Here is a 25,474-nt window from a genome sequence, read left to right as displayed (position 1 = left end):
ACGTGGCTCAGGCGCCGACGCGGAAGCGGGCGAAGCGCTTGAGGGCGACGCCGTTCTCCTCGAGGACCTTGGCGACGGTCTTCTTGTTGTCCTTCGCGAAGGCCTGCTCCAGGACGGAGTTCTCCTTCACGAAGCCGGTGACGCGGCCCTCGACGATCTTCGGCAGGGCGGCCTCCGGCTTGCCCTCCTCGCGAGCGGTGGCCTCGGCGACGCGGCGCTCGTTCTCAAGGTCCTCGGCCGGGATGTCCTCGCGGGACAGGAACTTCGGCGCGAAGGCGGCGATGTGCTGCGCGACGTCCTTGGCGACCTCGGCGTTCTCCTTGTCCAGCTCGACCAGGACGCCGACGGCCGGCGGCAGGTCGGGGCTGGTCTTGTGCAGGTAGACCGCGACGAAGCCGTCGCCGGCGAACTGCGCGAAGCGGCGGAAGACGATCTTCTCACCCAGGGTCGCGTTGGCCTCGTCGACGAACTGCTGGACGGTCTTGCCGGCCTCGATCTCGGAGGCGAGGGCGGCGTCCAGGTCGGCCGGGGCGGTGGCGGCGACGTGGGCGGCGATCGCGTCGGCGACCTTGACGAAGTTGTCACCCTTGGCGACGAAGTCGGTCTCGCAGTTCAGCTCGACCAGGACGCCGGACTTCTTGTCCTCGGCGATGAGCGCGGCGACGGCACCGTTGGAGGCGTCGCGGCCCTCGCGCTTGGCAACGCCCTTCTGGCCCTTGATGCGAAGGATCTCGACGGCCTTCTCGACGTTGCCCTCGGCCTCGTCCAGGGCCTTCTTGCAGTCCATCATGCCGGCGCCGGTGAGCTCACGGAGCTTCTTGACGTCCGCGGCGGTGAAGTTCGCCATGGTGTGAATCTCTTCTCGCGTCTCGCGTGTCTGCGTGGGGTAGCACCGGGGCCGGTGGTTCGGCCCAGGCACGGGAGAGAGGGGCACCGACCGGTGTCGTACCGGCGGGTGCCCCTCACCCTTGGTACGTCAGGCCTGCTCGGCCGGAGCCTCGGCCTCGGCGGCGGGCGCCTCGGCGGCGGCGGGGGCCTCGTCGGCCTTCTTCTCGCCCTCCAGGAGGTCCTTCTCCCAGTCGGCGAGCGGCTGGTCGGCGCCCGGCTCGGCCTTGACGTCGCCCTTGGCGACACCCGCGCGGGCCTTGAGGCCCTCGGCGACGGCGTCGGCGATCACACGGGTCAGCAGGGTGACGGAGCGGATCGCGTCGTCGTTGCCCGGGATCTTGTAGTCGACCTCGTCGGGGTCGCAGTTGGTGTCGAGGATGGCGACGACCGGGATGTTGAGCTTCCGGGCCTCGCCGACCGCGATGTGCTCCTTCTTGGTGTCCACGATCCAGACGGCGCTGGGAACGCGCTGCATGTCGCGGATACCGCCGAGGGTCTTCTCCAGCTTGTCGTGCTCGCGCTGGAGGACCAGGAGCTCCTTCTTGGTGAGGCCGGAGCCGGCCACGTCCGAGAAGTCCAGCTCGCCCAGCTCCTTGAGGCGCTGCAGGCGCTTGTAGACGGTCGAGAAGTTGGTCAGCATGCCGCCGAGCCAGCGCTGGTTCACGTAGGGCATGCCCACGCGGGTGGCCTGCTCGGCGATGGCCTCCTGGGCCTGCTTCTTCGTGCCGACGAAGAGGACGCTGCCGCCGTGGGCAACGGTCTCCTTGATGAACTCGAAGGCGCGGTCGATGTAGTTCAGCGACTGCAGGAGGTCGATGATGTAGATGCCGTTGCGCTCGGTGATGATGAAGCGCTTCATCTTCGGGTTCCAGCGGCGGGTCTGGTGACCGAAGTGGACGCCGCTCTCCAGCAGCTCCCGCATCGTGACGACGGCCATGGCCGTGCTCCTCAGGTGTTACGCCCGGCTCCGGCGCACGCGTCGCGGTCGGCGCACGGTGGCGCTTCCCGCTCGGCTCGTGCGAACGGCCGGGTCAGGCTCGGTTTGTCCGTGGCGGCCAGGTGACAGCCACGCCTGACGCCCCGAACGTGCCGAGCCGCTTCCACCCGGCGGTCCGTGGACCGGCCGGGCTCGGCGGACCGAGCGGCACTCGCACCTGGCGGGGCGGCGGCGGAGCCGCTTGCGTCCACCGGTGGCGGGGCGTGCGAAGTCGACCCGGCGGACCGGGTCGCGTGTGAAGTGTACGGGAAGCGCCGAGCGCCGGGCGACTCCGCGCGGGGCGGACGGCCGGGGACACGCCTGGTCCGGAGCGCCCGGACAGCGCTGCCGGGCCCCCGTGAACCCGGCGCAGTACACCCGTTGGAGGGACCTCCGTGATCCACAGCGGCCGGTTGTCCACAGGTTCCGGGGCGGGGGTGGCAGGGCCCGCGCGGGCCGGGGAACCTCGGCGGCATGACTGCTGCTGCTCGGGTTCCGGCCGGTCCTGCGGGGCCGGGCGCTTCGGACGGTACGACGGCCGGGCCGGGGGACGGCGCGGCGGCCCGGGTGCGGGACGGCGCAGCGGTCGGGGTGCGGGACCGCGCAGCGGCCCGGGTGCGGGACGGCGCAGTGGCCTGGGTGCCGTGGTCCGGTCGGCGGGCGCTGCTGGTCGCGCGGGTGCTGTCGGTCCTGCTGGTGGTTCTGGGGGTGCTGGGGGCACTGGGGGTGGCGGTGCCCGCGGGGTGGGCCCGGGCGGCTGGGCGCGCGGCGGCGGGCGAGGGTGGCAGCGGCGGGGGCGGAGGCGGTGGCAGCGGCGGGCGGGCGTGGCCGGTGGACGGGCCGGGCGGCGGGGCGGGCGCGGTGGTCCGCCGCTTCGAGGCGCCGGCGCGGCCGTGGGGCGCGGGGCACCGGGGCGTCGACCTGGCCGCAGCTCCCGGCGCGGAGGTCCGGGCGGCGGCTGCCGGGGTGGTGACGTTCGCCGGGCCGGTGGCGGGGCGGCCGGTGGTCACGGTCACCCATGCGACGGCGGGGACTCCCCCGGCTTCCGCTGCTTCTCCGGTCTCCGCTGCCCCGCCGCTGCGGACCACCTACCTCCCGGTGGCCGGCAGCGTCCCGGTGGGCACCGGCGTGGCCGCGGGCCAGGTGATCGGGCGGCTCGCCGACGGGGCCGGCCACTGCTCCGACGGCGCCTGCCTGCACTGGGGGCTGCTGCGCGGAGGGCACTACCTCGATCCGCTGGCCCTGTTCGGCACCGGCCGGGCCCGGCTGCTGCCGCTCGCGGACCCGCTCCCCCGGGACGGCGCGCGGCCGGTCAGCTCGGGCCGAGACCGTGCAGGGCGAGGGCGACCGCGGCGTCCGCGATCACCTCGGGACTCTCCGCCCGGCCCCCGGCCGCCCGCTGCTCCGACTGGCGGACGGCCGCCTCGACGATGCCCTGCAGCAGCGCGGCGGCCAGCCGGGGCTGTTCGTGGCCGAGGTCCTCCAGGGCCTGGACCACCAGCCCCACCAGCGTCCCGTGCGCCGCCCGGATGCGCTCACGGGCCGCGTCGTCCAGCTCCAGCGCGGAGATCGCGGCGACCGCCCGGTGGCGCGGGTCGGCGGCCAGCGCGAGCTGGCCCCGGACGTAGGCCTCGATCCGCTCGGCGGCGGTGTCCCGGCCCGACATCCCGGCCTCGATCTCGGCGGCCCAGAGCGGGAAGTCGCTCTCGCAGAGCGCCTCGACCACGGCCGCCCGCGAACGGAAGTACTCGTACACCGAGGACCGCGCGAGCCCCGTGCGCGCCGCGAGTGCGGGGAAGGTCAGGGCTTCCATGCCTCCCTCGGTGAGGAGACTGCGGGCAGCGTCGAGGAGGGCTGCCCGCTGCATCTGACGGTGCTCGGCCACACTGGCTGCTCGGATCTTCGGCACGCACTCCACTGTACGGAGCCCTACATCCCGCCGGTACGGTGCCGCGCGTCCGTGCGATGCGGAGGGATGCGTACCGGGGCGCAGAGCGTGGAACGGGCGTGCGCGGCGCACCCGGCGCAGGGCGACCGCGCCGTCCGCTAGCGGATGTCCGACAGCTTGGCGCGCAGCTGGAGCACCGACTTGGTGTGGATCTGGCTGACCCGGCTCTCCGTCACCCCGAGCACCTGGCCGATCTCGGCGAGGGTCAGGCCCTCGTAGTAGTAGAGCGTCACCACGGTCTTCTCCCGTTCGGGGAGCGTGTTCACGGCCTGCGCCAGCAGCCGGCGCAGCTCGCGGTCCTCGGCCACCTCCACGGGGTTGTCGGCACCGTGGTCCTCCAGGGTGTCCATCAGACTGAGCCGGTCGCCGCCCTCGCCGACGGGGTGCAGCAGTTCGTCGAGCGCCACCACGTTGGCGAGCGAGAGCTGACTGAAGATGGCGTGCAGGTCCTCGATGGCGATGCCCATCTCGGCCGCCACCTCGGGCTCGCTCGGCGTCCGCCGCAGCCGGGCCTCCAGCGTCGCGTACGTCCGCTCGACCGCCTTCGCCTTCTGCCGCACCGAGCGCGGGATCCAGTCCAGCGCCCGCAGCTCGTCGATGATCGCGCCGCGGATCCGGCTGATGGCGTAGGTCTCGAACTTGATGGCGCGCTCGATGTCGAACTTCTCGATCGCGTCGATCAGCCCGAAGACGCCCGAGGAGACGAAGTCGGCCTGCTCGACGTTGGAGGGCAGGCCGACCCCGACCCGCCCCGCCACGTACTTGACGAGCGGTGAGTAGTGCAGGATCAGCTGCTCCCGCAGCCGCTGGTCGGCCGTCTCCTTGTAGGCGCGCCAGAGTTCTTCGAGCGCCGTGCGCTCGCGCCCGCCCGCCTCCCGGCGGGCCGCCGGCGCCTCGGTCGACGCGGGGGCGCCCGGGTCGGCGGAAGCGCCGGGCGCGTCCGGACGGTCGTCGTGCGCCCCGGGGTGCGCCGGGCGACCGCCCTGCCGTGCGAGGGCCCCCATCCCGCCCGTGGCCTTGGGCGGGAACTCGGTCACGGTGCGCCGCTCGGTACGCGGCCCTCCCGAGGACCGGGCGCCACCGGTCACTCGGTGTCCGGGAATGTGTGTGGGCATACGTTGGTCTGCGCCGTTCTGCCGAGTCATGTGCTGATAGGGAAGGCATGGCGAGCGTAGCGTGACCGACTCGCTGCGCAGTGCTACCGCCACTCGGTCGTCCCCCGATCCGGTGGCGTTCGTGTCACCGCCCCGGGGTACCGGGGATCGACGAACCGGAGGCCGGGCCCCACCGCGCCCGCCCGGTCCGTCAATCCCCCTCCCTTCTCCCACTCGTCCGTGTGGTCGCCCCCGCCGTGGTCCGTCCGGCCGTGCGCGCGCCGCCGGCCGCCCGGAGCCGCCGTCACCTCCTCCGCACCAGGCGCCAGTGCGCTCCGTGCCGCTCGACGTGGCCGAGGGAGCCCAGCTCGTAGAGCCGCTGGAGCACCTCCTCCGGCGGGAGCCCGGACTGCCGGGCCAGCCGCTCCACCGGTGCGCCGCCAGGGTCGGCGGGCACCGCCTCCAGGACCCGGGCCGCCGCCGGCTCCAGGAGGTCCCTCGGCAGGACCGGTCCGCCGCGCTCCGGCGCGAGGTCGTCGCCGATCGCACCGATCAGCTCGACCACCTCGGCGGCGTCGGTGACCACGGTGGCGGCGCCGCTGCGAATCAGGGCGTGCACCCCGGCGGACAGCTCCGAGGTCACCGGGCCCGGCACGCCCATGGTGTGCCGGTTGAGGTCGCGGGCGCGCCGGGCGGTGCTGAGCGCCCCGCTGCGCAGCGCCGCCTCGACCACCACGGTGCCGCGGGTCAGCGCCGCGATCACCCGGTTGCGCAGCACGAACCGGAACCTGGTCGGGTGCTCCCCCGGCGGGAGTTCGCTCAGCAGCAGCCCCTGTTCGGCCATGCGGCGGATCAGTCCGGTGTTGCCCCTCGGGTAGGCCACGTCCACCCCGCAGGCGAGGACGCCGACGGTCGGCCCGCCGACCGCCAGGGCGCCCCGGTGGGCAGCCGCGTCGATGCCGTAGGCCCCGCCGGAGACGACCACCCAGCCGCGTTCGGCGAGCTGGGCGGCGAGGTCCCCGGCGACGTGCGCGCCGTACGCCGTGCAGGCCCGGGCGCCCACCATCGCCACCGACCGCAGCGCGAGCAGGCGGAGCGAGCCGGTGCCGACCACCCAGAGGCCGGTGGGTCTGCTCTCGCCGAGGTCGTCCAGCTGGCTCGGCCACTCGCTGTCGCCCGGAATGATGAAGCGTCCGCCGGCCGCCCGCACCCGTTCCAGGTCGGCGACCGGGTCGAGGCCGGGCAGCCTGGCCCGGTAGGCCGCCAGCCGCGAGCCGTCCGGGCCCGGACGGCCGGGAGCCGTGCCGTCCCGGATGGCCCGGACGACGTCGAGGGCGTCGGTGCGGGCGAGCCAGCGGCCGAGCGCGGCGTCCCCGGGTTCGCCGAGCCGGCTGAGCGCCGCGCGGGCGAGGCGCTCGGGCTCGGCTTCGGGCTGCGGCCGGGGCGCCGGTTCGGCGGACGGGCCGCGGCCGGGGTCGTTCGTGGTGGGGTTCACGGGCCGGCCTCCTCGGGCTCGGGTCGCGGATCGGCGGTGCGGCGGGCGGAGCGGGGGCGGGGCGGGCGGCGCTCGGCCTTGTCGCCGGTGCCGTCGCGGGTGCCGTCCCCGGTGCCGTCGCGGGTGTCCCCACCGGGACCGTCTCCGGCCCGGCCGCCCGTCCGGTTCGGGAACGGATCCGGCCGGCCGAGGATGCGCTCGGTCAGCGGGAGCCCCTGCTCGACGCCGGTGCGCAGGACCAGGGCGGTCCGGAGGTCGCGCTGCTCGGGGCGGTCCCGGCCGGCCAGGTCGGCGACCGTCCACGCGACCCGCAGCACCCGGTCCAGGCCGCGGGCGGTCAGCAGGCCCCGCTCCAGCTGGCGCGCGGCGTCGTTCAGCGCTCCCGGGGCCAGCTGCCAGCGGGTGCGCAGCTCGTGGCCGGGGACCTCGGCATTGGTCCGCCACGGCGTGCCGGCCAGCCGGGCCGCCGCGCGCTCGCGGGCCTCCAGGACCCGGGCCGCGACGACCGCGGTGGTCTCCGCCGAGGTGTCGCGGTGCATCAGCTCGGCCCTGGTCACCGCGGCCACCTGGACCTGGAGGTCGACCCGGTCGAGCAGCGGCCCGGACAGCCGCCCCTGGTAGCGGCTGACCATCGCGGGCGTGCACTCGCAGCCCTCCCCCCGCCGTGAGTGGCGCCCGCACGGGCAGGGGTTGGCGGCCAGGCAGAGCAGGAACCTGGCCGGCAGCCGCATCGATCCGGCCGACCGGGCGATCACCACCTCGCCCGATTCGAGCGGTTGGCGCAGCGCGTCCAGCACCCGGACGGGGAACTCCGGCGCCTCGTCGAGGAACAGGACGCCCCGGTGGGCCAGCGAGACCGCACCCGGTCTCGGCAGCCCGCTGCCGCCGCCGACGATCGCCGGCATGGTGGTCGAGTGGTGCGGGGCGCAGTAGGGCGCACGGTCGACCAGCGGCCGCCCGGCCGGGAGCAGCCCCGCCACCGAGTGGACCGCGGTGACCTCCAGGGCCTCCTTCTGGGTGAGCGGCGGGAGCAGCGCCGGCAGCCGCTCCGCCAGCATGGTCTTGCCCGCGCCGGGCGGCCCCTTGAGGTAGAGGTGGTGACCGCCGGCGGCGGCGATCTCCAGCGCCCGGCGGGCCTCGTACTGACCGGCCACGTCGGCGAGGTCCATCCGGGCGGCCGCCTCGTCGGGCAGGCCTCGCACCCCCGCGCTGGGGAGCATCAGGCCCGCCATCAGCGGGTCGGGGTGCCCGCCGGCGCGGTCGGCGGGCTCCTCCGGTTCGGGGGCGCCGGTCAGGACGGCCACCAGTTGGCGCAGGCTGCGCACCCCGACCACGCTCACCCCGGGGACCAGCTCGGCCTCGGCGGCGGTCTGGTCGGCGACCACGACGCGCCGGTAGCCGGCGTCGGCGGCAGCCAGCACCGACGGCAGCACCCCGCGCACCGGGCGCACCCGCCCGTCCAGCCCGAGCTCGCCGATGAGCAGCAGGTCGGCGATCGAGCAGGGGTCGAGCCGTTCGGCGGCGGCCAGCACGGCGCAGGCCACCGCGAGGTCGAAGCCGCTGCCGCTCTTGGGCACCGAGGCCGGGCTCAGCCCGACGGTCAGCTTCCGCTGCGGCCAGGCCTCGCCGCTGTTGACGACCGCCGCGCGCACCCGGTCGCGGGCCTCGGAGAGCGCCTTGTCGGGCAGGCCGACCAGGGTGAACGCCGCCACCCCGGGCTCCAGGTCGGCCTGGACCTCGACGATCACTCCGTCCACGCCGACCAGGGCCACGGAGCACGTCCGGGCGAAGGCCATCTCAGACCACCCCCCGCAGGTGGTCGACCGAGGCGGCGCCGCGGGTCCGGTTGATGACGGCGACCAGGTCGATCCGGACGCCGCCGGGCGGTACCGGGGCCCACGGCGGGTCGGTGCCGGCGGGCCGGTACTCGGGACCGGCCAACCGGGCGAAGTGGCCGGGCCAGCGCTCGGCCATCCAGCGTTCGGCCAGTCGGCGCAGCCGGTCCGCCTTGGTCGGGCCGATGGCCTCGCTGGGCTGCTGGAAGCTCCGCTCGGAGCGGGTCTTGACCTCGCAGACCGCGAGCGTGTCGCCGTCGAGCGCGACGATGTCCAGCTCGCCCTCGACGCAGCGCCAGTTGCGGTCGAGGATGCGCAGCCCGTCCTCGGCGAGGCGGCGGGCCGCGACCTGCTCGCCGTAGCGGCCGAGGCCGGTGTTGGTCGCCCGCTCCGTTCCCGCCGCGGACGGCGGGGGCGGGCCGCCCTCCGGGGCCCGCGTCGTCCTCCGGCGCGGCTGCCCGTCCTGCCGGGCCTTCGCGGTCTGCTTGCGCGTGGCGCGCTCGATCTCCTGCACGGTGACCACCTCCGCCGGGGAGGTTGCCGTGCGGTCCGGGTACGGACCAGAGAGTTCTTTTTACCTGTGGACAACTGGGGCCTGTGGATAACTCCTGTCACCCTCGGGAGTGATTATCCCGGAATACCCGGAATTCCCCTGGACATCCGGGGACCGGGCGGTCCACCGTCAGTTCCCGAAGCCGGACTCGTCCGAGGGCAGCTCCAGGTCGCTCTTCGCGAGTTCCTCGATGTTCACGTCCTTGAAGGTCAGCACCCGGACCTTGCGGACGAACCGGGCCGGCCGGTACATGTCCCAGACCCACGCATCCGCCATCGACACCTCGAAGAACACCTCGCCCTGCACCGAGTGCACCTGCAGCTCGTAGTCATTGGTGAGGTAGAACCGTCGCTCGGTCTCGATCACGTACTTGAACAGGCCGACGACGTCCCGGTACTCCCGGTAGAGCTTGAGCTCCATCTCGGTCTCGTACTTTTCGAGATCTTCGGCACTCATCCAGGCGTCCCCTCAACTTGTCACGTCCACCCATTGTGGACCACCGCACTCACCCTCAGAGCCTCACCGGAGCGGCCGGCGGCCCCTCGGCCAACAGCCGCTCCAGAAAGTCCACCAGCCCGGCCGGATAGACCGTCTCGGCGGTGGCCCGCAATTCCCCGACCGTCCACCAGCGCGCCGCGAGCAGCTGGGCGTGTTCGTCCTCGCCCATGCCCGAGTGGTCCAGCACGGTCTCGGCCGTGCGGGCCAGGTGGAACCACTGTTCCTGCTGGTAGCGCCGCCCCCGATAGGAGAACGAAGCCGTGCCGTACGCCACCACCGGTCCCAGCTCCACGCCGCGCAACCCGGTCTCCTCCCGCAGCTCGCGCTCGGCGGCGTCCCGGGTGTCCTCGCCCGCCTCCAAGCCCCCGCCGGGGGTGAACCACCAGGTCACGCCGGGAACCGCCGGGTCCGAGCCGTGGAAGAGCAGCAGCCGGTCCTGGCCGTCGAGCAGCAGGATCCGTGAGGCCCTGCGTCGCTGTGCCGCCATGACGAGACTCCACGCTCCCTTCGTCCGCCCCGGTCGTTCCCCCGATCCTGCCACCCGGCGCGGTCGTCCGGGGCGAGGTTCGGCAGAGCGGTCCCGGGGCGGGCAGCGCCGGGCGGGATCAGGCCGCGCGGCGGCGACGGCGTACCAGGCCCGCCACCGCGCCCACCGCCGAGGTCACGAGGATCGTCGCCGCGCCTACAACGCTCGCCCAGAACGCGGGCTCCAGCGGTCCCGGGCCCGCCGGCCGCTGTCCGTCGACCGCCTCGAACGCCGAGGTGCCGGCCAGCAGGCCCGTCCGGCCGGGCGGGACCACGGTGGCCTCGACCCGGGCCTCCACCTCGGTGGCCGGGACGGTCCCGCCGTCGGCCTCCAGGTGGACCCGGGAGTCGAGCGAGCCGAGCCGGTTGTCGCCGAGCAGGAACAGCCGGCCCCGCGGCACCTCGACGCTGAAGGCGGCGCCCTGCGCGCCCTGATCCGCGAGGTAGGGCTCGTCCACCGGCTTGCCGTTGACGGTCAGCCGCGCGTCACCGGGGCCGACCGCGACGGTGTCGCCGCCGATCGCGACCACGCGCTTGACCATGAGCCGGCCGCCCCAGACCTGGTCGCGGAAGACCACCACATCGCCCCGCCGGACGTCCGCCCCGTCGGTCTTCCGGGCCAGGACGGTGTCACCGGCCATGAGGGTGGGCGCCATCGAGGCGGTCGGGATGCTGTACGGCCGGTACATCGCGGCGATCACCGCAAAGCCGCCGATCAGCAGGACCAGCCCGAGACCGAGCAGCACCCCCTGGGCCACGGCCCCGGGGCCGCGCCGGCGGCGGGCGACGGCCGCAGGACCGCCGGCCGGTCGTTCCACGACACTGCTCATCGACACCGTCCAACCCCTGACCGACCCGGAAACGCGCACGGCGGCGCACCGGCGCCACGGGCGGAGAACCCGGCGGGCCGTGGCACGTCCGAGCAGATTACTCGCCGGTACCACGGCCCGCGCAAGACCCGGGAGCCCCCGGCCGGTGTCAGGACCGCCGGTCGCGGTCCGGCCGGTTCCGCAGTCGGCGGACCAGCGGGAGCAGGGCGACGGCGCCCACGGCACCGGCCGCGGCCGGCACCGCCGGCACGGTCGCCGCCAGGCCCTTCTGGTCGAAGGTGTCCGGCACCGGCAGCGTCGACCAGTGGTTGACCGGCCAGGCCACCACGAAGGCACGCCCGATCACGTCGTCCACCGGAACGGTGCCGCCGCCCGGCTGGTCCATGTGGAAGCGCGAGTCGAGCGAGTCGGCGCGGTGGTCGCCCATCACCCAGATCCGGCCGTCGGGGACCTTCACCGGGCCGAACGGCTTCGTCCCGCACGGGGTGTTGCCCGCGTAGACGTACGGCTCGTCGAGCGCGATCCCGTTGACCTTCACCGGGCCCTCGCCCTCGCACTCGACGGTGTCCCCGCCGACCGCGATGACCCGCTTGATGAGGTCCTTCTCGTTGTCGGAGGGCATCAGGCCGACGAAGCTCAGCACCTCCTGGACGCCCCGGACGAAGGAGTTGCTGCTCTGCTTGGTCGGCTCGTCGGCCAGCCAGCCGCCCGGATCGTGGAACACCACGACCTCGCCGCGCTCGGGCTCGGAGCCGAACCACGGGGTGAGCTTGTCCACCAGGACCCGGTCACCGACCTGCAGCGTGTTCTGCATCGATTCCGACGGAATGGAGAACGCCTGGACGAAGAACGTCTTGATCACCAACGCCAGGACGAGGGCGATGCCGATGAGGATCGGCAGCTCCTTCCAGAACGAACGCGGCTTGCGCTCGTTGCGCGGCGGCTGCTCCTCGGTACGGTCCGTCGGCCCGGAGTCTCCCGGGAGGGGCTGCGGGGTGTCACCCGTGCCGTCGCCGTGCCCGTCCGCGGACTGGGCAGCCGCCTCCTCGGCCGGGGCCGAGGACGCCGCCGCCTCCGTGGACCGGGCCGCCCGGCCGCCGGAGCCCTCGGGCTCGCCGGCGCCTGAGCGGGCGCCGATCACCAAATCCCCCACAACGTCTCCTCCCTGCTGTGCGGACGCCCGTGCGTCCGCGCTCACAGTGCCGCACAGCGGGCACCACGTTCCACCACCGGCCGGGCCTCCCAGGTCCGGCCCCGGACGGGTCCGCCTGACACCGGCACAGCCTTCGGACGCGACCTCTCGACACGAGCCGGCCGCACCCAGCACTTCTCTATCACTCCCGGGCATCCGGCTTCCGGTCCCACACGCGCGGTCCGCCCGGCGACCGGGCCGCCCGGGCCTACGACCGGACCTGCCCCGCCCTGCGCCCGATGAGCGGAAGGATGCCCAACACACCCATAACGAGCGGAGGTTCCGCAGGAACCGGCCCCCTGCCCGCCGAATCCGGCGCGGCTCCCTCACCCACCGGGGCGCGCGCCACCGAGGAGAGTGAAACCGGCACCTCAAGTTGATGAACCCGCCCCGGCGGCCAGGCGATCATGAACGCCCGCCCGAGCACACCGCTCACCGGGATGGTGCCCTGCCCCGGATTTCCCATGTGGAAACGGGAGTCTGCGGACACGTCCCGGTGGTCGCCCATCACCCAGAGCCGTCCCTGCGGCACCTTCACCTTGAACGGCTGCCGGGACGGCGGATTGCCCGACGCCAGGTAGGGCTCGTCCAAGGGCGTGCCGTTGAGACTGACCCTGCCCTGCTCGTCGCAGCACTCGACGGTGTCGCCGCCGACCCCGATCACCCGCTTGATGAGGTCCTGCTCGCTGTCGGAGGGCAGCAGCCCGACGAAGGTCAGCACCTGCTTGGCCGCGCGCAGGACCGGCCCGTCCGTCGAGGGCCCGTGCGTGCTCTCCAGCCAGCCGCCCGGATCCTTGAACACCACCACCTCGCCGCGCTCCGGCTCGGCACCGAACCAGGGGGTGAGCTTGTCCACCAGCACCCGGTCGCCGACCTGGATCGTCTGCTCCATCGAACCGGAGGGGATCACGAAGACCTGCACCAGGAAGGTCTTCATCACCAGCGCCACGACCAGCGCCACCACGACGACCAGCGGTATCTCGCGCAGCCGGGAGCGCCTGCGGCGGCGGGCGGCCCGACGGGCGCTGCGCCGACGCTCGGCACGCCCGCGCCCGCGCACCACGGGGGCGGGCGGAGAGGCCGGGCCGGTGTCTGCGGGGCCGGAGGCGGGATCCGGCTCCCCCTCCGCCCCGGCCGGGGGGCCGGGAACGGGGTCGGCACCGGGACCAGGGCCCGCACCGGGGCCAGTGACCGCACCGTGCGGGGAGCCGGGTGCCGGGCCGGACGCCGGGCCGTCCGCGAGCGGCCCGTCGGCGAGCCGTCCCCTACCTCTGGTCCCCATGGCCACCGGTCCCCCCTGTCCCGGCGAAGGCCGCCGGCCGCTCCACGGTGGCCCAGTGCCCGACCGGGTAGACCACCCAGGCGGCCCGGCCGATCACCTTGGACTCGGGGACGAAGCCGCCACCGGGGTCGCCGAGGTGGTCGCGGGAGTCGCGGGAGGCACTGCGGTGGTCGCCCATCACGAAGAGCTTGCCGGGCGGCACCACCACGTCGAAGGCCACGGCGGAGGGCTCGTCGCCGGGGAAGAGGTAGCCGGACTCGTCGACCGGCACGCCGTTGACGGTGAGCGGGTGGCCCGGCCCGGCGCTGGTGACCCGGTCGCCGCCGACGCCGATCACCCGCTTCACATAGACCGAGTCACCGGCCGGGACCAGCCCGATGTCACGGCCGAAGGAGCGCAGCGAGGTCCCCAGGCCGTCGCGTTCCAGCGGCTTGCGCAGGAAGGAGCCCGTACCGTCGAACACCACCACGTCACCGCGTTGCGGGTGACCGCCGAAGGCGTAGGACAGCTGGTTGACGACCAGGCGGTCGCCCGGGCGCAGGGTGTTCTCCATCGACCCCGAGGGCACCGAGAACGGGCGTGCCACGAAGGCGTTCACCAGCAGCAGCGCGAGCAGGCAGATCCCGGCGAGCAGCAGCAGGTCCCGCGAGCGCGAGCGCCCGCCCGCGAGGTCCTCCGCAGGATCGTCCCCGGGATCACCCGCGGAGTCCTCGGCGCCATCGCCGGCGGCCTCGTCGACGCCTTCCGGGGGCGGGCACGCGGAATCCTCCGCGGAAACGACCGCGGACCGCGTCGGCGAGTCCGCACCGGTGGGTGCGGGACGGCCGTCGCGGTCCGCGGGTGGTTCGTGCGTGCTCATCGGAGGCTGAGCTTACCGTGCGGCAGCCCGGCCCCCCAGAGCGATCCGATCCCCCGGCATCGCCGGGGGCCGGTGGATCAGCGGTCGCGCTTCTCCTTGATCTTCGCGGCCTTGCCGCGGAGGTCACGCAGGTAGTACAGCTTGGCGCGGCGGACCGCACCGCGGGTCACGACCTCGATCTTCTCGACGACCGGGGTGTGCACCGGGAAGGTGCGCTCGACACCGACGTTGAAGCTGACCTTGCGAACGGTGAAGGTCTCACCGACGCCGGCGCCGTGGCGGCGGATGACGACGCCCTGGAAGACCTGGACACGGGAGCGGTTGCCCTCGATGACCCGGACGTGCACCTTCAGGGTGTCACCGGCGCGGAACGCCGGGATGTCGCTACGCAGCGAGGCCGCGTCGACAGCAGCGAGCTTGTTGCTCATGTTGCTCTCCATCGCAGGCGCCACGGGCCGCCCACGGAAGTCGTCAGAAATGGGTCCGCTGCGGGCCGCACCGGCTACCGGCGATCCCCCCGTGGCGGGGGCGCCGAACCACGTGACTCCTACGGGAGGAGCCCAGCGACAGACAGCAGCCGCCTATTCTTCCACATCACCGGCCGCGGACCGAAATCGGCCGAGCTCCTCGTCCCAGGCGAGGCCGAGCACACCGAGCGCCGCGCGGTCCTTCTTGTCGAAGTCCGCGTGCCGCCAGCGGGCCACCAGGTCCGGCCGGTTGGCCAGGGTGCGGGCGAAGGCCTGCTCTCGGCGCCAGCGGGCGATCCTGCCGTGGTTCCCGCTCAGCAGGACGTCCGGCACCGCACGGCCGCGCCACTCGGCGGGCTTGGTGTAGACCGGGCCCTCCAGCAGGTCGGCCATCGCACCGGGCGCGAAGGAGTCGTCCCGGTGGGACTCGGCGTTGCCGAGCACCCCGGGCAGCAGCCGGGCGATCGCCTCGACCATGACCAGGACCGCGACCTCGCCGCCGGCCAGCACGTAGTCACCGATCGACACCTCGACCACCGGCATCCGGGTGGCCGCCTCCTCGATCACCCGCCGGTCGATGCCCTCGTACCGGGCCGGGGTGAACGCCAGCCACGACCGGCCGGCCAGCTCCTGCGCGAGTTCCTGGGTGAACGGCCGGCCGCTGGGGGTGGGCACCACCAGGGTCGGCAGCTCCCCCTGCGGACCGCGGGCGAGCACCGCGTCGAGCGCCTCGCCCCAGGGCTCGGGCTTCATCACCATGCCCGGGCCGCCGCCGTACGGGCTGTCGTCGACGGTCCGGTGCACGTCGTACGTCCAGTCGCGCAGGTCGTGGACGTGCACGTCGAGCTGGCCGCGGGCACGGGCCTTGCCGACCAGCGAGATGTTCAGCGGCTCCAGGTACTCGGGGAAGATCGACACGACGTCGATCCGCATCCCGTGCCGCTCGGCCTCCGGGGCCTCCGGAACGTCCGGCACAGCGGGCGTCTCCGGCGCTTCCGGGGCTTCCGGCGCTTCCGGCGCTTCCGGCGCAGCCGACCTCTCCACGCTCTCCTCGGAGCTCACTGCGACTCCTCCGGGCCCTCGGCCTCGTCCGCCGCGCCCGGCGCCTCCGCCGCCTCCGCCGCCTCCGCCGCGGCCTCCGTGGCGCCCGCGACCTCGGCGTGCTCCGGGTCGATCAGCCCGGCCGGCGGGTCGATGACGGCGCGCTGGTTCTCCAGGTCGATGGTCGGCACGATCCTGGTGACGAAGGGCACCAGCACCTCCGTGCCGTCCGCCTTCTTCACGGTCAGCAGGTCCTGGTACGGCAGGTGGATCACCTCGGTGAGCTCGCCCACCGGGGTGCCGTCGAGCAGCACCACGTCCAGCCCGATCAGCTGGTGGTCGTAGTACTCCTCCGGGTCCTCCGGGCGCTCCTCCGGGTCGACCTCGGCGATCAGGAGCGTGCCGCGCAGCGCCTCGGCGCCGTTGCGGTCCTTGACGCCGGCGAACCGCAGCAGCAGCCGCCCGCTGTGCACCTTGCCGGACTCGACGGTCAGCGGACCGGCCGAGGCCGGGTCGGTCAGCAGGACGGCGCCGGGTCCGAGCCGGAGCTCCGGCTCGTCGGTGCGGACCTCGACGCTGACGTCCCCCCTGATGCCGTGGGCGCGGCCGATCTTGCCGACGACGAGCTGCACGGTGATCGTTCTCCTGGATGAGTGCTGCGGGTGCTCGGGATTGCTGCGGAAACGCTGCGGAACTGCTGCGGGATGCGAGGGCGCCGGTGAGAACGGCGAAGGCCGGCCGGGACGCATGCGTCCCGGCCGGCCCCGAAAACCCTGACGGCTGAACGAGCAGCCTGGTCAGCGAATGTTGTCCACGTCGACGAGGTCGACCCGGACGTTGCGACCGCCGAGGGCGCCGACCACGGTGCGCAGGGCGCGTGCCGTGCGGCCACCCCGGCCGATCACCTTGCCGAGGTCATCGGGGTGCACCCGCACCTCGATGGTGTTGCCCCGGCGCAGGTTGCGCGAGCGCACCTGCACCTCGTCGGGGTGCTCGACGATGCCCTTCACCAGGTGGTCGAGGGCGTCCTCGATCACGCTCAGGCCTCGGCAGCGGCGTCGGCCTCAGCCTCGGCCTTGTCCGACTTCTTGGCCTTCGGGGTGATGGCGACACCGGTGGTGGCGTCCTCGAAGCCGGCGACGGCCTTGGCGAACAGGTGCGAGAAGTCCTCGACCTTCGGCTCGGCGACCTTCAGCGGCTCCGGAGCCGGCAGGCCCTTGAACTTCTGCCAGTCACCGGTCAGCTTGAGGATGGCGAGCACCGGCTCGGTCGGCTGGGCGCCGACGGACAGCCAGTACTGGGCGCGGTCGCCGTCGACCTCGATCTTCGAGGGGTTGTAGGTCGGCTGGTAGATGCCGATCTCCTCGATCGCGCGGCCGTCACGCTTGGTGCGGGCGTCGGCGACGATGATGCGGTAATGCGGGGAGCGAATCTTACCGAGACGCTTCAGCTTGATCTTGACTGCCACGGGAGTGGAATCTCCTGGTGTTGACGTGGGTGAGCGGCCGCGCCCTCGCGTGGGGTTGCGCGGTGGACCGTTCAAGGGACACGCCAGCCGAAGGAGAGAGGGGTCCTGCCCGGCTGCCGAGTACTCAGCGGTCCATTCTGCCACACGGGGCGCCCGCCCCCGAAAACAGGTCGACCGGGAGCCCCCGCTCCCGGTCAGCCCAACACGCACACCTGCGCGGTGCACCTCACTGGCGAATCATCGGTGGATCAGGTGGATCAGGTGGATCAGCGTGGATCGATGCCGCCCGGACCGCCGGCGCATCGACCGTCGACCGTTGACCGATCGCTCCGGCCGGGCCACTGCCCGCACAGCCGCCCGCCGGTTCTCCTCGGTTCCCCGAGCCGTGAGGCTCCCCGAGTCGTGCGACGGATCGCGAGCCGAGCTACGCGATCTTGAACGGCTGCTGGCACGCACCGCAGACGATGGACGCCTGCGCGAGCACCGACGGAACGACCCGGACGTTGCGCCCGCAACCGCAGACCGCCTTGACCCGGACGCCGCCCCCGGAGGAGCCGTGCCGGGCGGCCGGACCGCGGAAGGCGCGCGAGGCCCCTTCACCGGCCACCGCCTCCTGGTGCGCGCCGAGGGCGCGTTCCAGGCGCTCGATGGTCTCGGCGTACCGCTCGCGGGTCTCCTTGAGCATGGTCACCTGGGAGAAGCCGCTACTGGCGTGCGGCTCGACCGGGTGCGCCAGGCCCAGCTCGGAGGCCAGGAGCAGGAAGCGCCGGTTGTGGTAGCGGCCGGCCCGCGAGGTGTCCCGGATGTCCCGGGCCGCGGCCAGACCATGGGCAGCCTCGTGGAGGAGCCGCTCGAAACCGAGCCGGGTGCCACAGGCCGAGGAGGACTCGCCGATCAGCGCCTCGGGCGAGGCGAGGTCGGGGAGGTCCTGGTGGTAGGCCTGGATGTCACTCCAGGCGGCGGCCAGTTCGGCCGCGAGAACGAGGGGCTGTGTCGTGCTCACGCTAGACCAACGATGGAGTAGCAGCCGATGTTCCGCGCGTTCGAGTTCCCCGGGAATTCCCAGGAAACTCTCAGGAATGTGTGACCACGCGCGAAATGCGCGTTCCGGATCTGACGCAAGACCAACCCCCTGCAGGTTTGGGCCCGCCACCTCGGCGGGCGCCTCGTCATTTCCGTCCGGGGGCGGGCTGTCGCCCCCAGGACGTACGGCCCGTGGTCCTGTCGAGTTGACAGGGCCACGGGCCGTACACCGTACCGCTATTCCGTTAATACCGGCAGTTGACCGGCCAGTAGGTATGTCGGCATGTGAGACATGTTCGGAACAACGCCGGTCACCGGACGTCCGAATTTCCCGCCGGGCTGGACAACAACCGTCAGAACGCGGCCCCGGACATCGTTTTCCGGAGACATCCTTCGTGATCGTCCACTATCCGGAGAGCGACCGAACGGTCAGTAGGCACGCGCGACGAGCGCGACATTGCCCTCCTGGTCGTCCGCCTGGGGCACCGAGCCGTCGGCGGCCACGATGCAGCGCACCGAGACGCCCTGCTCGGCCAGCTTGGCCTCGCCCTCCGGGCCCAGCTCGGCCCAGGAGATCCGGCCCCAGCCGGTGGCGGCGGCCTCGACGGCCTCGTCGATGGTCTTCACGTCGACCGTGCGGGCCTCGCGGCGCTCGCGCGACTGACGGAGCAGCAGGGCCTGGTCCTCCTCCAGGATGCCCGGGAGGGTGGCCGCCAGGGAGTCGATCGAGACCGGCTCCTTGCCGCCCGGGATCCGGCGCGCCAGCATCGCGGTGCCGTTCTCCAGGTCGCGCGGGCCGACCTCGATCCGCACCGGCACGCCCTTGAGCTCCCAGTCGACGGCCCGGCGGCCGAACGGGGTGTCCGTGCGGTCGTCGACGACCACGCGGACGCCGGCGGCCTCCAGCGCGGCACCGATCTCACGGACCTTGGCGATCACCGCGTCGTCGCCCTTGATGGCGAGCACCACGGCCTGGACGGCGGCCAGCCGCGGCGGCACGCGCAGGCCGCTGTCGTCGCCGTGGGACATGATCAGGCCGCCGACCATGCGGGTCGAGACGCCCCAGGAGGTCTGCCAGACGTACTCGCGCTCGGCACCCTGCAGCTGGTACGTGGTGTTGAACGCCTTGGCGAAGTTCTGGCCCAGCTCGTGGCTGGTGCCCATCTGCAGCGCCTTGCCGTCCCCCATCATGCCTTCGAGGGTGAGGGTGTTGATGGCGCCGGCGAAGCGCTCCTTGGCGGTCTTGCGGCCGAGCACGACGTCGATGCCGAGCACGTTGGTCATGAAGTCGCCGTAGACCTGGGTGTGGATCATCGAGGCGTAGTCACGGGCGTCCTCGTACGTGGCGTGGGCGGTGTGGCCCTCCTGCCAGAGGAACTCGGTGGTGCGCAGGAAGACGCGCGGGCGCAGCTCCCAGCGGACCACGTTGGCCCACTGGTTGATCAGCAGGGGCAGGTCGCGGTGGCTCTGCACCCACTTCGAGAAGTACTCGTTGATGATCGTCTCGGAGGTCGGCCGGACCACGACCGGCTCGTCCAGCTGCTTGCCGCCGCCGTGGGTGACCACCGCGAGCTCGGGGGCGAAGCCCTCGACGTGCTCCGCCTCCTTGGTCAGGTAGGACTGCGGGATGAACATCGGGAAGTAGGCGTTCTGGGCGCCGGCCTTCTTGATCCGGGCGTCCATCTCCTGCTGCATCCGCTCCCACAGACCGTAGCCGTACGGTCGGATGACCATGGTGCCGCGCACCGGACCGTTGTCGGCCAGCTCGGCCTTGTTGATGAGGTCCTGGTACCAGCGGGGGAAGTCTTCCGCCTGGGGGGTGAGAACGGGTGCCTTAGCCATGGGCGAATCGTACGGGGAGCAAGCCCCCGACTTCGAATCCGTTCTCCGCGACGACCCGCCCGGGGGCGCACGACCCCGACACGCGCGCACCACCCCGCACCCCTCTGGACGCCGCGCCCGAGCCGCTGTTCGCTGGAGTGGGGCGGGACGCCGAGGGGGGCCGGAGCAGCACACCGACGGACCGGATGGGAGGCCGCGATGGCTTCAGCGCGGGTGACCGGCACGACCCCAGAACCCCCCGGCACGGAGCGGCCCGCCGCCCGGGCCCGGGACTGGGCGGAGATCCAGGAGCGGATGCTGGTGCCGCTCTACGAGGCCGTCCACGACCGCCTGGAGGTCGGTCCGGCGACGAGCGTGCTGGGCCTGGGCTGCGGCTCCGGCCTCGCCCTGCTGCTGGCCGCCGGCCGGGGCGCGCAGGTGGCCGGGCTGGAGCCCGACGACGGGCTGCGCGCGCTGGCCCGGGAGCGCCGGCTGCGGGTCGGCCCGGACCACCGGGCGGGGGCGGACGTCGCCCGCTCGGCCTATTCGCTGGTCACCGTTTTCGAGCAGCCCCCGCCGGGCGGCGAACCACGCCGGACGGTGGCCGCCGCGGCCCGGCTGGTCCTGCCCGGCGGGCACGTGGTGCTGGCCGCCTGGGGGCCCCGGGAGCGCTGCGAGAGCGCGGCCGTGCTGGACGTCGCCCGGCGGATGGCCCGGCGCAGCCGGGCGCGCGACCCGTTCGAGCTGAGCCCGCCCGGCGCGCTGGAGGACCTGCTCTCCGGGACGGCCCTGCGCCCGGCCGGCGGGGGCCGGGTGGGCTGCCCGTTCGCCTACCCCGACCTGGGCAGCGCGGTGCGCGGGCTGCTCTCCACCGGCCTGTACGACGCGGCGGCGGAGTTCTCCGGGCCGGCGCTGGTGGCGAAGGAGCTGGAGGAGGCGCTGCAGCCGTACCTGCGGCCGGACGGCACGGTGCGGATGACGAACGTCTTCCGCTACCTGATCGCGGAACGGCCCCGCTGAGCCCTGCGGGGCGGACGGACGGCGGCCCCGGGCGCGCGGACCGTCCGCTCCTCCGCGGGACGGAGGCGCGCCGTACCGCGGAGGAGCGCCGTACCGCGGAGGAGCGCCGTACCGCGAAGGAGCGGGGCATGACGAAGGGGCGCGCACCAGCATGGCGCACGCCCCTCGCCCCGGGCCCGCCCGCCGGTCCTCAGGCCTGGTCGAGCGCCTTCCGGGGCACCCCCGCCGCCCGGTAGGCCTGCTCCTCGTCCAGCGTCTCCGCCTCCAGCAGCGCCGCCGCCAGCGCGTCCAGCCGGGCCCGCTGCTCGGTCAGCAGCCGCACCGCCTCCTCGTAGCACTCCGCGACGATCCGCCGGGCCTCCTCGTCCACCGCATCCAGGGTGGTCGGCGCCGCGGAGAGCCCGTAGGCGCCCTGCGGGTCGGACGGGACGGCGGTGAGCCGGCCGACCCGCTCGCTCATGCCCCACCGCCCGGCCATGCCGCGGGCGATGTTGGTGACCTGCTCCAGGTCGCTCTCCGCGCCGGTGGTGATGACCCCGTAGACCACCTGCTCGGCGGCCATCCCGCCGAGCGCGCCGATGATCCGGCCGCGCAGGTAGGGCTCGGTGTAGGAGTACCGGTCGGTCTCCGGGGTGGAGAGGGTGACGCCGAGGGCGCGGCCGCGCGGCACGATGGTGACCTTGCGGACCGGGTCGGCGCCCGGCTGCAGCATGCCGAGCAGGGCGTGGCCGCTCTCGTGGTACGCCGTCCGCTCCCGTTCGGCCTGCGGCATCACCAGCGGTCGGACGGCGCCGAGCTGCACCTTCTCCAGCGCGTCCGAGAGGTCCCGGTCGTTCACCGCGTCCTGGCGGCGCTTGACCGCGAGCAGCGCGGCCTCGTTGACCAGGTTGGCCAGCTCGGCACCGGTCATCCCGGGGGTGACCTTGGCGAGCCGGTTCAGGTCGGCGTCGCCGGCCAGCGGGACGTCCCGGGAGTGGATGCGCAGGATGGCCGCGCGGCCGTCGCGGTCCGGCGGGCTGACGGTGATCCGCCGGTCGAAGCGGCCGGGGCGCAGCAGCGCCGGGTCGAGCACGTCGGCCCGGTTGGTGGCGGCGATGACGATGACGCCCTCGGAGCCGGTGAAGCCGTCCATCTCGGTGAGGATCTGGTTGAGCGTCTGCTCGCGCTCGTCGTGACCGCCCATGCCGCCGCCGCTGCCGCGCTGGCGGCCGATGGTGTCGATCTCGTCGATGAAGATGATCGCCGGGGCGACCTTGCGGGCCTCGGCGAACAGCTCGCGCACCCGGCTGGCGCCGACGCCGACGATCATCTCGATGAACTCGGAGGCGGAGGCGGAGAAGAACGGCACGTCCGCCTCGCCGGCGACGGCCCGGGCCAGCAGCGTCTTCCCGGTGCCGGGCGGGCCGCTGAGCAGCACGCCGCGCGGCATCTTGGCGCCGAGCCGGCGGTACTGCTGCGGGTTCTTCAGGAAGTCGACCACCTCGGTGAGTTCGGCCTCGACCTCGTCGATGCCGGCCACGTCGGCGAAGGTGGTGCGCCGGCCGGCCTCCGCGGTGACCGGCTTGGGCGGGGCCTTGCGGCCGAGCGCCCCGCCACCGAGCCCGCCGGCCATCCGCCGGGCGAGCAGCACCCAGATCACGATCAGCAGCAGCATCGGGGCCAGCGAGATGAGCAGGTTGGCGAGGAAGCTGCGCTGCTGGACCACCGGTTCGGCGGTGACCTCGACGCCCTGCCGCTGGAGGGTGGTCCAGAGGTCGTCCCCGGCGAAGACCGGGCGCTGGGTCTCGAACTCGGTGTAGGTCCCCTTGCCGCCGTCCGGCTTGGGCTCGGTGTTCTTGAGGGTGCCCTCGATGGAGTCGCCCTTGGAGTAGATCTTGGTGATGTTGCCCTTGTTCAGCTGGTTGTTGAACTCGGTGTAGGAGATCGTGGTCGCGCCACCGGGGCCGAAGAAGGACAGCAGCACATCGCTGATCAGGAACACCACGAGGGCGGTGAGGACGAGGCCCGTCCAGCCGCCGGGCATCTTGCGCCGCGGGGGCGGCGGGGGCGGGGCGCCCTCGGACCGCCACGGCTGGTCGGGGGTCTGGCGCGGTGGCACGGGATCAGTCACCCATCGGACAATACGGACATCGGCTCGGCTCCTCCAACCGCAACGCCGCACCGCCCGCCGCACCCGGGCGCGGGGCGGGGTCCCCGCACGGGGCGGGATCCCGGACGGACGCCCGCACCGCCCCGTCGGCCCCGTCGGCCCGCGCACCGCCCCGTCAGCCCCACTCCTCCCCGACGGCCGACCCCGGCCACTCCTCGACGGTCAGCGCGAACCGCTCGTGGTCCCGCCAGGCCCCCTGGAGGAACAGCATCCGCGGGGTGAACCCCTCGTGCCGGAAGCCGAGCCGCTCGGCCAGGGCGATCGACCGGTCGTTGTCCGGCTGGACGTTGATCTCCAGCCGGTGCAGGCCGAGCCCGCCCTCCGAGCGCGGGGCGAAGCAGCGGTCCAGCACCAGCCGCATGCCCTCGGTCATCCGCCCGGTGCCGGCGAACGGCAGGAAGGAGTCGTAGCCGAGCGCGCCGTTGCAGAACCGGCCCATCACGATGTTGGCCACGTTGACCTTGCCGACCAGCCCGCCGGTCTCCCGGTCGTGGATCAGGAAGGTCCGCAGCGAGGGGCCCTGGCGCGCGATGAGGTCCGCCAGCGCGTCCGGCTCCACCGGGTTCCACCGGCCGATGTGCTCGGCGGACCTCCGGACCGCCTCGGCGTAGACCGCCTCGTCCCCGGACCTCGGGGCCCTGATCGTCACTCGCATCGGACCATCATCCCGGACGGCCCCCGGGCAGGCGAACGGCCCTCCGCCCGGGGAGACCGGGCGGAGGGCCGTTCACCAGCACCTCCCGGGGCGCACCGGACCGGTGCGCACCCGGCTACAGCAGGTCCTTGAACTCCTTGGGCAGCTCGAAGTCGGCCGGGCCCTTGCCCGCGCCGAGGCCGAACGCGCCGCCCTCGGCGGGCGCCTGGCCGGCGCCGAGCGCGCGGCGCTCGGCGGCCGCGGCCTCCTCCTGCGCGCGCTTCAGCGGATTGCCGCTCTTGCGCTTGCCCTTGGCGACCGGGGCCTTCTTGGCGGACTTCTTGCCGCCGCCGCCCATGCCGGGGATGCCCGGCATCCCGGGCACGCCCTTGCCGGAGGCCATCGCCGACATCATCTTGCGGGCCTCGAAGAACCGCTCGACCAGGTTCTTCACCTCGCCGACCTGGACGCCCGAACCCTTGGCGATGCGGGCCCGGCGCGAGCCGTTGATCAGCTCCGGCTCGGCGCGCTCGGCCGGGGTCATCGACTTGATGATCGCACCGACGCGGTTGACGTCCTTGTCGTCGATGTTGTTGATCTGCTCGCGGATCTGGCCCATCCCGGGCAGCATGCCCAGCAGCTTGGAGATCGAGCCCATCTTCTGGACCTGCTCCAGCTGGGACAGGAAGTCGTCCAGGGTGAACTGCTTCGGGCCGCCGCGCAGCTTGGCGGCGATCTTCTCGGCCTCGGCCTGCGAGAAGGTCTGCTCGGCCTTCTCGATCAGCGAGAGGACGTCACCCATGCCCAGGATGCGCGAGGCCATCCGGTCCGGGTGGAAGGCGTCGAAGTCGTCGACCTTCTCGCCGTTGGAGGCGAACATGATCTGCCGGCCGGTGACGTGCGCGACCGACAGGGCGGCACCGCCGCGGGCGTCGCCGTCGAGCTTGGAGAGCACCACACCGGTGAAGTCGACGCCTTCGAGGAAGGCCTGCGCGGTGGTGACCGCGTCCTGGCCGATCATCGCGTCGACGACGAACAGGACCTCGTCCGGGTCGACGGCGGCCCGGATGTCGGCGGCCTGCTGCATCAGCTCGGCGTCGATGCCGAGGCGGCCGGCGGTGTCGACGATGACGACGTCGTGCTGCTTCTGCTTGGCGTACTCGATCGAGTCCCGGGCCACCTGGACCGGGTCGCCGACGCCGTTGCCCGGCTGGGGCCCGTAGAAGGCGACGCCGGCGCGGTCGGCGACGACCTGCAGCTGGTTGACGGCGTTGGGGCGCTGGAGGTCGCAGGCGACCAGCAGCGGGGTGTGCTTCTGCTGCTTCAGCCAGTGGCCGAGCTTGCCGGCGAGGGTGGTCTTACCGGCACCCTGCAGACCGGCGAGCATGATCACCGTCGGGCCGTTCTTGGCGAACCGCACCCGTCGGGTCTCGCCGCCGAGGATGGCGATGAGCTCCTCGTTGACGATCTTGATGATCTGCTGGGCCGGGTTCAGCGCGCCGGAGACCTCGGCACCGAGCGCGCGCTCCTTCACCTGCTTGATGAAGGCCCGGACGACCGGCAGCGCGACGTCCGCCTCCAGCAGCGCGATGCGGATCTCGCGGGCGGTGGCGTCGATGTCCGCCTCGCTCAGGCGGCCCTTGCCCCGGAGGTTCTTGAACGTCGCTGCGAGGCGATCGGAAAGGGTGTCGAACACGTCGTCGCGGGTCCTCTGCGGCATCGGTGTGAGTACGGTCGTCGCCCCCAAGGGTATCCGGCCGCCCCGGGGACGGTCTCCACCCGGGTTCGACCGGACCTCGGCGGGCTCCGGGAACGGCCCCGCGGCGGCCCGGCGGACGGCCCCGGGGCGCCGGGAAGCCGCCTCGGCGGACGGCCC

Annotated in this window: 24 protein-coding genes and 1 pseudogene; 2 read left to right on the top strand and 23 right to left on the bottom strand. The window is 73.5% G+C overall.

Translation table 11 applies throughout. The annotated features are described in order from the left end of the window. Window positions 1–7: 7 nt before the first annotated feature. Both tsf and rpsB read right to left on the bottom strand, forming a co-directional pair. Window positions 8–847 (bottom strand): translation elongation factor Ts, encoded by an 840-nt coding sequence (gene tsf / locus ACF1AK_RS31745; RefSeq protein ID WP_391502288.1) that lies wholly within the window; start codon window positions 845–847, stop codon window positions 8–10. A 129-nt stretch (window positions 848–976) separates the two neighbouring features. Further along, window positions 977–1,825 (bottom strand): 30S ribosomal protein S2, encoded by an 849-nt coding sequence (gene rpsB / locus ACF1AK_RS31740; RefSeq protein WP_391502287.1) that lies wholly within the window; start codon window positions 1,823–1,825, stop codon window positions 977–979. A 513-nt stretch (window positions 1,826–2,338) separates the two neighbouring features. Here rpsB and ACF1AK_RS31735 point away from each other — a divergent pair. Then, window positions 2,339–3,040 (top strand): annotated as a pseudogene (locus ACF1AK_RS31735) (hypothetical protein); the annotation flags it as partial. Window positions 3,041–3,176: 136 nt separating this feature from the next. Here the strand turns inward: ACF1AK_RS31735 and ACF1AK_RS31730 are convergent. The 18 genes from ACF1AK_RS31730 to proS all read right to left on the bottom strand — a co-directional run bounded on the left by ACF1AK_RS31730 (window position 3,177) and on the right by proS (window position 19,816). Next, complete coding sequence (locus tag ACF1AK_RS31730; protein ID WP_391502309.1) at window positions 3,177–3,749, bottom strand: TetR/AcrR family transcriptional regulator; 573 nt, start codon at window positions 3,747–3,749, stop codon at window positions 3,177–3,179. Window positions 3,750–3,910: 161 nt separating this feature from the next. Then, complete coding sequence (gene whiG / locus ACF1AK_RS31725; protein WP_391502308.1) at window positions 3,911–4,816, bottom strand: RNA polymerase sigma factor WhiG; 906 nt, start codon at window positions 4,814–4,816, stop codon at window positions 3,911–3,913. Between the two features lie 394 nt (window positions 4,817–5,210). Continuing rightward, window positions 5,211–6,401: a DNA-processing protein DprA gene (dprA, locus tag ACF1AK_RS31720; protein WP_391502286.1), complete on the bottom strand. Its 1,191-nt coding sequence runs from the start codon at window positions 6,399–6,401 to the stop codon at window positions 5,211–5,213. Further along, window positions 6,398–8,197 carry a YifB family Mg chelatase-like AAA ATPase gene (locus ACF1AK_RS31715; protein ID WP_391502285.1) on the bottom strand — a complete coding sequence of 600 codons (1,800 nt, stop codon included), beginning with the start codon at window positions 8,195–8,197 and terminating at the stop codon, window positions 6,398–6,400. Before ACF1AK_RS31715 ends, dprA begins: the two co-directional genes overlap by 4 nt. A gap of 1 nt (window position 8,198) precedes the next feature. Continuing rightward, a complete protein-coding gene (locus tag ACF1AK_RS31710; RefSeq protein ID WP_391502284.1) occupies window positions 8,199–8,750 on the bottom strand; it encodes a YraN family protein in 552 nt (183 codons plus the stop codon). Between the two features lie 168 nt (window positions 8,751–8,918). Then, window positions 8,919–9,245 (bottom strand): DUF2469 domain-containing protein, encoded by a 327-nt coding sequence (locus tag ACF1AK_RS31705; protein WP_030056781.1) that lies wholly within the window; start codon window positions 9,243–9,245, stop codon window positions 8,919–8,921. 55 nt (window positions 9,246–9,300) lie between these two features. Then, window positions 9,301–9,774: an NUDIX hydrolase gene (locus ACF1AK_RS31700; protein WP_391502283.1), complete on the bottom strand. Its 474-nt coding sequence runs from the start codon at window positions 9,772–9,774 to the stop codon at window positions 9,301–9,303. Window positions 9,775–9,892: 118 nt separating this feature from the next. Beyond that, complete coding sequence (gene lepB / locus ACF1AK_RS31695; protein ID WP_391502282.1) at window positions 9,893–10,642, bottom strand: signal peptidase I; 750 nt, start codon at window positions 10,640–10,642, stop codon at window positions 9,893–9,895. A 148-nt stretch (window positions 10,643–10,790) separates the two neighbouring features. Further along, window positions 10,791–11,795, bottom strand: coding sequence for a signal peptidase I (gene lepB / locus ACF1AK_RS31690; protein WP_391502281.1), 1,005 nt, complete (start codon window positions 11,793–11,795; stop codon window positions 10,791–10,793). 247 nt (window positions 11,796–12,042) lie between these two features. Beyond that, entirely contained in the window at window positions 12,043–12,798 is a 756-nt protein-coding gene (gene lepB / locus ACF1AK_RS31685) for a signal peptidase I (protein ID WP_391502280.1), read from the bottom strand. 301 nt (window positions 12,799–13,099) lie between these two features. Continuing rightward, the gene (gene lepB / locus ACF1AK_RS31680) at window positions 13,100–13,975 is read right to left on the bottom strand and encodes a signal peptidase I (protein WP_391502279.1); all 876 of its coding nucleotides are present in this window, start codon (window positions 13,973–13,975) and stop codon (window positions 13,100–13,102) included. A gap of 77 nt (window positions 13,976–14,052) precedes the next feature. Further along, a complete protein-coding gene (gene rplS / locus ACF1AK_RS31675) occupies window positions 14,053–14,403 on the bottom strand; it encodes a 50S ribosomal protein L19 (protein ID WP_063347674.1) in 351 nt (116 codons plus the stop codon). Between the two features lie 153 nt (window positions 14,404–14,556). Further along, on the bottom strand, window positions 14,557–15,375 hold the full coding sequence (trmD, locus tag ACF1AK_RS31670; RefSeq protein ID WP_391502307.1) for a tRNA (guanosine(37)-N1)-methyltransferase TrmD: 819 nt from the start codon (window positions 15,373–15,375) through the stop codon (window positions 14,557–14,559). 125 nt (window positions 15,376–15,500) lie between these two features. Further along, window positions 15,501–16,115 carry a ribosome maturation factor RimM gene (rimM, locus tag ACF1AK_RS31665; protein ID WP_391502278.1) on the bottom strand — a complete coding sequence of 205 codons (615 nt, stop codon included), beginning with the start codon at window positions 16,113–16,115 and terminating at the stop codon, window positions 15,501–15,503. A 165-nt stretch (window positions 16,116–16,280) separates the two neighbouring features. Beyond that, on the bottom strand, window positions 16,281–16,520 hold the full coding sequence (locus ACF1AK_RS31660) for an RNA-binding protein (protein ID WP_030056773.1): 240 nt from the start codon (window positions 16,518–16,520) through the stop codon (window positions 16,281–16,283). Between the two features lie 2 nt (window positions 16,521–16,522). Next, a complete protein-coding gene (gene rpsP, locus ACF1AK_RS31655; RefSeq protein ID WP_344337896.1) occupies window positions 16,523–16,951 on the bottom strand; it encodes a 30S ribosomal protein S16 in 429 nt (142 codons plus the stop codon). Between the two features lie 424 nt (window positions 16,952–17,375). Next, window positions 17,376–17,954, bottom strand: coding sequence for a hypothetical protein (locus tag ACF1AK_RS31650; protein WP_391502277.1), 579 nt, complete (start codon window positions 17,952–17,954; stop codon window positions 17,376–17,378). A gap of 449 nt (window positions 17,955–18,403) precedes the next feature. Next, window positions 18,404–19,816 carry a proline--tRNA ligase gene (gene proS / locus ACF1AK_RS31645; protein ID WP_391502276.1) on the bottom strand — a complete coding sequence of 471 codons (1,413 nt, stop codon included), beginning with the start codon at window positions 19,814–19,816 and terminating at the stop codon, window positions 18,404–18,406. Window positions 19,817–20,014: 198 nt separating this feature from the next. Here proS and ACF1AK_RS31640 point away from each other — a divergent pair, with 198 nt between their 5' ends. Beyond that, window positions 20,015–20,815, top strand: coding sequence for a methyltransferase domain-containing protein (locus tag ACF1AK_RS31640; protein WP_391502275.1), 801 nt, complete (start codon window positions 20,015–20,017; stop codon window positions 20,813–20,815). A 190-nt stretch (window positions 20,816–21,005) separates the two neighbouring features. On the opposite strand, the gene ftsH is transcribed toward ACF1AK_RS31640, so the two are convergent. The 3 genes from ftsH to ffh form a co-directional block, all read right to left on the bottom strand. After that, window positions 21,006–22,925 (bottom strand): ATP-dependent zinc metalloprotease FtsH, encoded by a 1,920-nt coding sequence (gene ftsH / locus ACF1AK_RS31635; protein ID WP_391502274.1) that lies wholly within the window; start codon window positions 22,923–22,925, stop codon window positions 21,006–21,008. A 154-nt stretch (window positions 22,926–23,079) separates the two neighbouring features. Next, window positions 23,080–23,619: a GNAT family N-acetyltransferase gene (locus tag ACF1AK_RS31630; RefSeq protein WP_391502273.1), complete on the bottom strand. Its 540-nt coding sequence runs from the start codon at window positions 23,617–23,619 to the stop codon at window positions 23,080–23,082. 115 nt (window positions 23,620–23,734) lie between these two features. Further along, complete coding sequence (ffh, locus tag ACF1AK_RS31625) at window positions 23,735–25,294, bottom strand: signal recognition particle protein (protein ID WP_391502306.1); 1,560 nt, start codon at window positions 25,292–25,294, stop codon at window positions 23,735–23,737. Window positions 25,295–25,474: the final 180 nt, after the last annotated feature.

The sequence above is a fragment of the Kitasatospora sp. NPDC015120 genome (assembly GCF_043080305.1).
In the GTDB taxonomy this organism is placed as follows: Bacteria; Actinomycetota; Actinomycetes; order Streptomycetales; family Streptomycetaceae; genus Kitasatospora.
Note: the sequence above shows the minus strand (reverse complement) of the source record. Positions and strands in the feature narration are given on the sequence as shown.

Coding starts and splice junctions, on each gene's coding strand:
- trmD (WP_391502307.1), bottom strand. CDS start 15,375: ATGCGGATCGACGTCGTGTCGATCTTCCCCGAGTACCTGGAGCCGCTG.
- tsf (WP_391502288.1), bottom strand. CDS start 847: ATGGCGAACTTCACCGCCGCGGACGTCAAGAAGCTCCGTGAGCTCACC.
- rplS (WP_063347674.1), bottom strand. CDS start 14,403: ATGAGCAACAAGCTCGCTGCTGTCGACGCGGCCTCGCTGCGTAGCGAC.
- lepB (WP_391502279.1), bottom strand. CDS start 13,975: ATGAGCACGCACGAACCACCCGCGGACCGCGACGGCCGTCCCGCACCC.
- ACF1AK_RS31640 (WP_391502275.1), top strand. CDS start 20,015: ATGGCTTCAGCGCGGGTGACCGGCACGACCCCAGAACCCCCCGGCACG.
- proS (WP_391502276.1), bottom strand. CDS start 19,816: ATGGCTAAGGCACCCGTTCTCACCCCCCAGGCGGAAGACTTCCCCCGC.
- ACF1AK_RS31630 (WP_391502273.1), bottom strand. CDS start 23,619: ATGCGAGTGACGATCAGGGCCCCGAGGTCCGGGGACGAGGCGGTCTAC.
- lepB (WP_391502282.1), bottom strand. CDS start 10,642: ATGAGCAGTGTCGTGGAACGACCGGCCGGCGGTCCTGCGGCCGTCGCC.
- whiG (WP_391502308.1), bottom strand. CDS start 4,816: ATGGGGGCCCTCGCACGGCAGGGCGGTCGCCCGGCGCACCCCGGGGCG.
- ACF1AK_RS31700 (WP_391502283.1), bottom strand. CDS start 9,774: ATGGCGGCACAGCGACGCAGGGCCTCACGGATCCTGCTGCTCGACGGC.
- rpsB (WP_391502287.1), bottom strand. CDS start 1,825: ATGGCCGTCGTCACGATGCGGGAGCTGCTGGAGAGCGGCGTCCACTTC.
- ACF1AK_RS31705 (WP_030056781.1), bottom strand. CDS start 9,245: ATGAGTGCCGAAGATCTCGAAAAGTACGAGACCGAGATGGAGCTCAAG.
- ACF1AK_RS31715 (WP_391502285.1), bottom strand. CDS start 8,197: ATGGCCTTCGCCCGGACGTGCTCCGTGGCCCTGGTCGGCGTGGACGGA.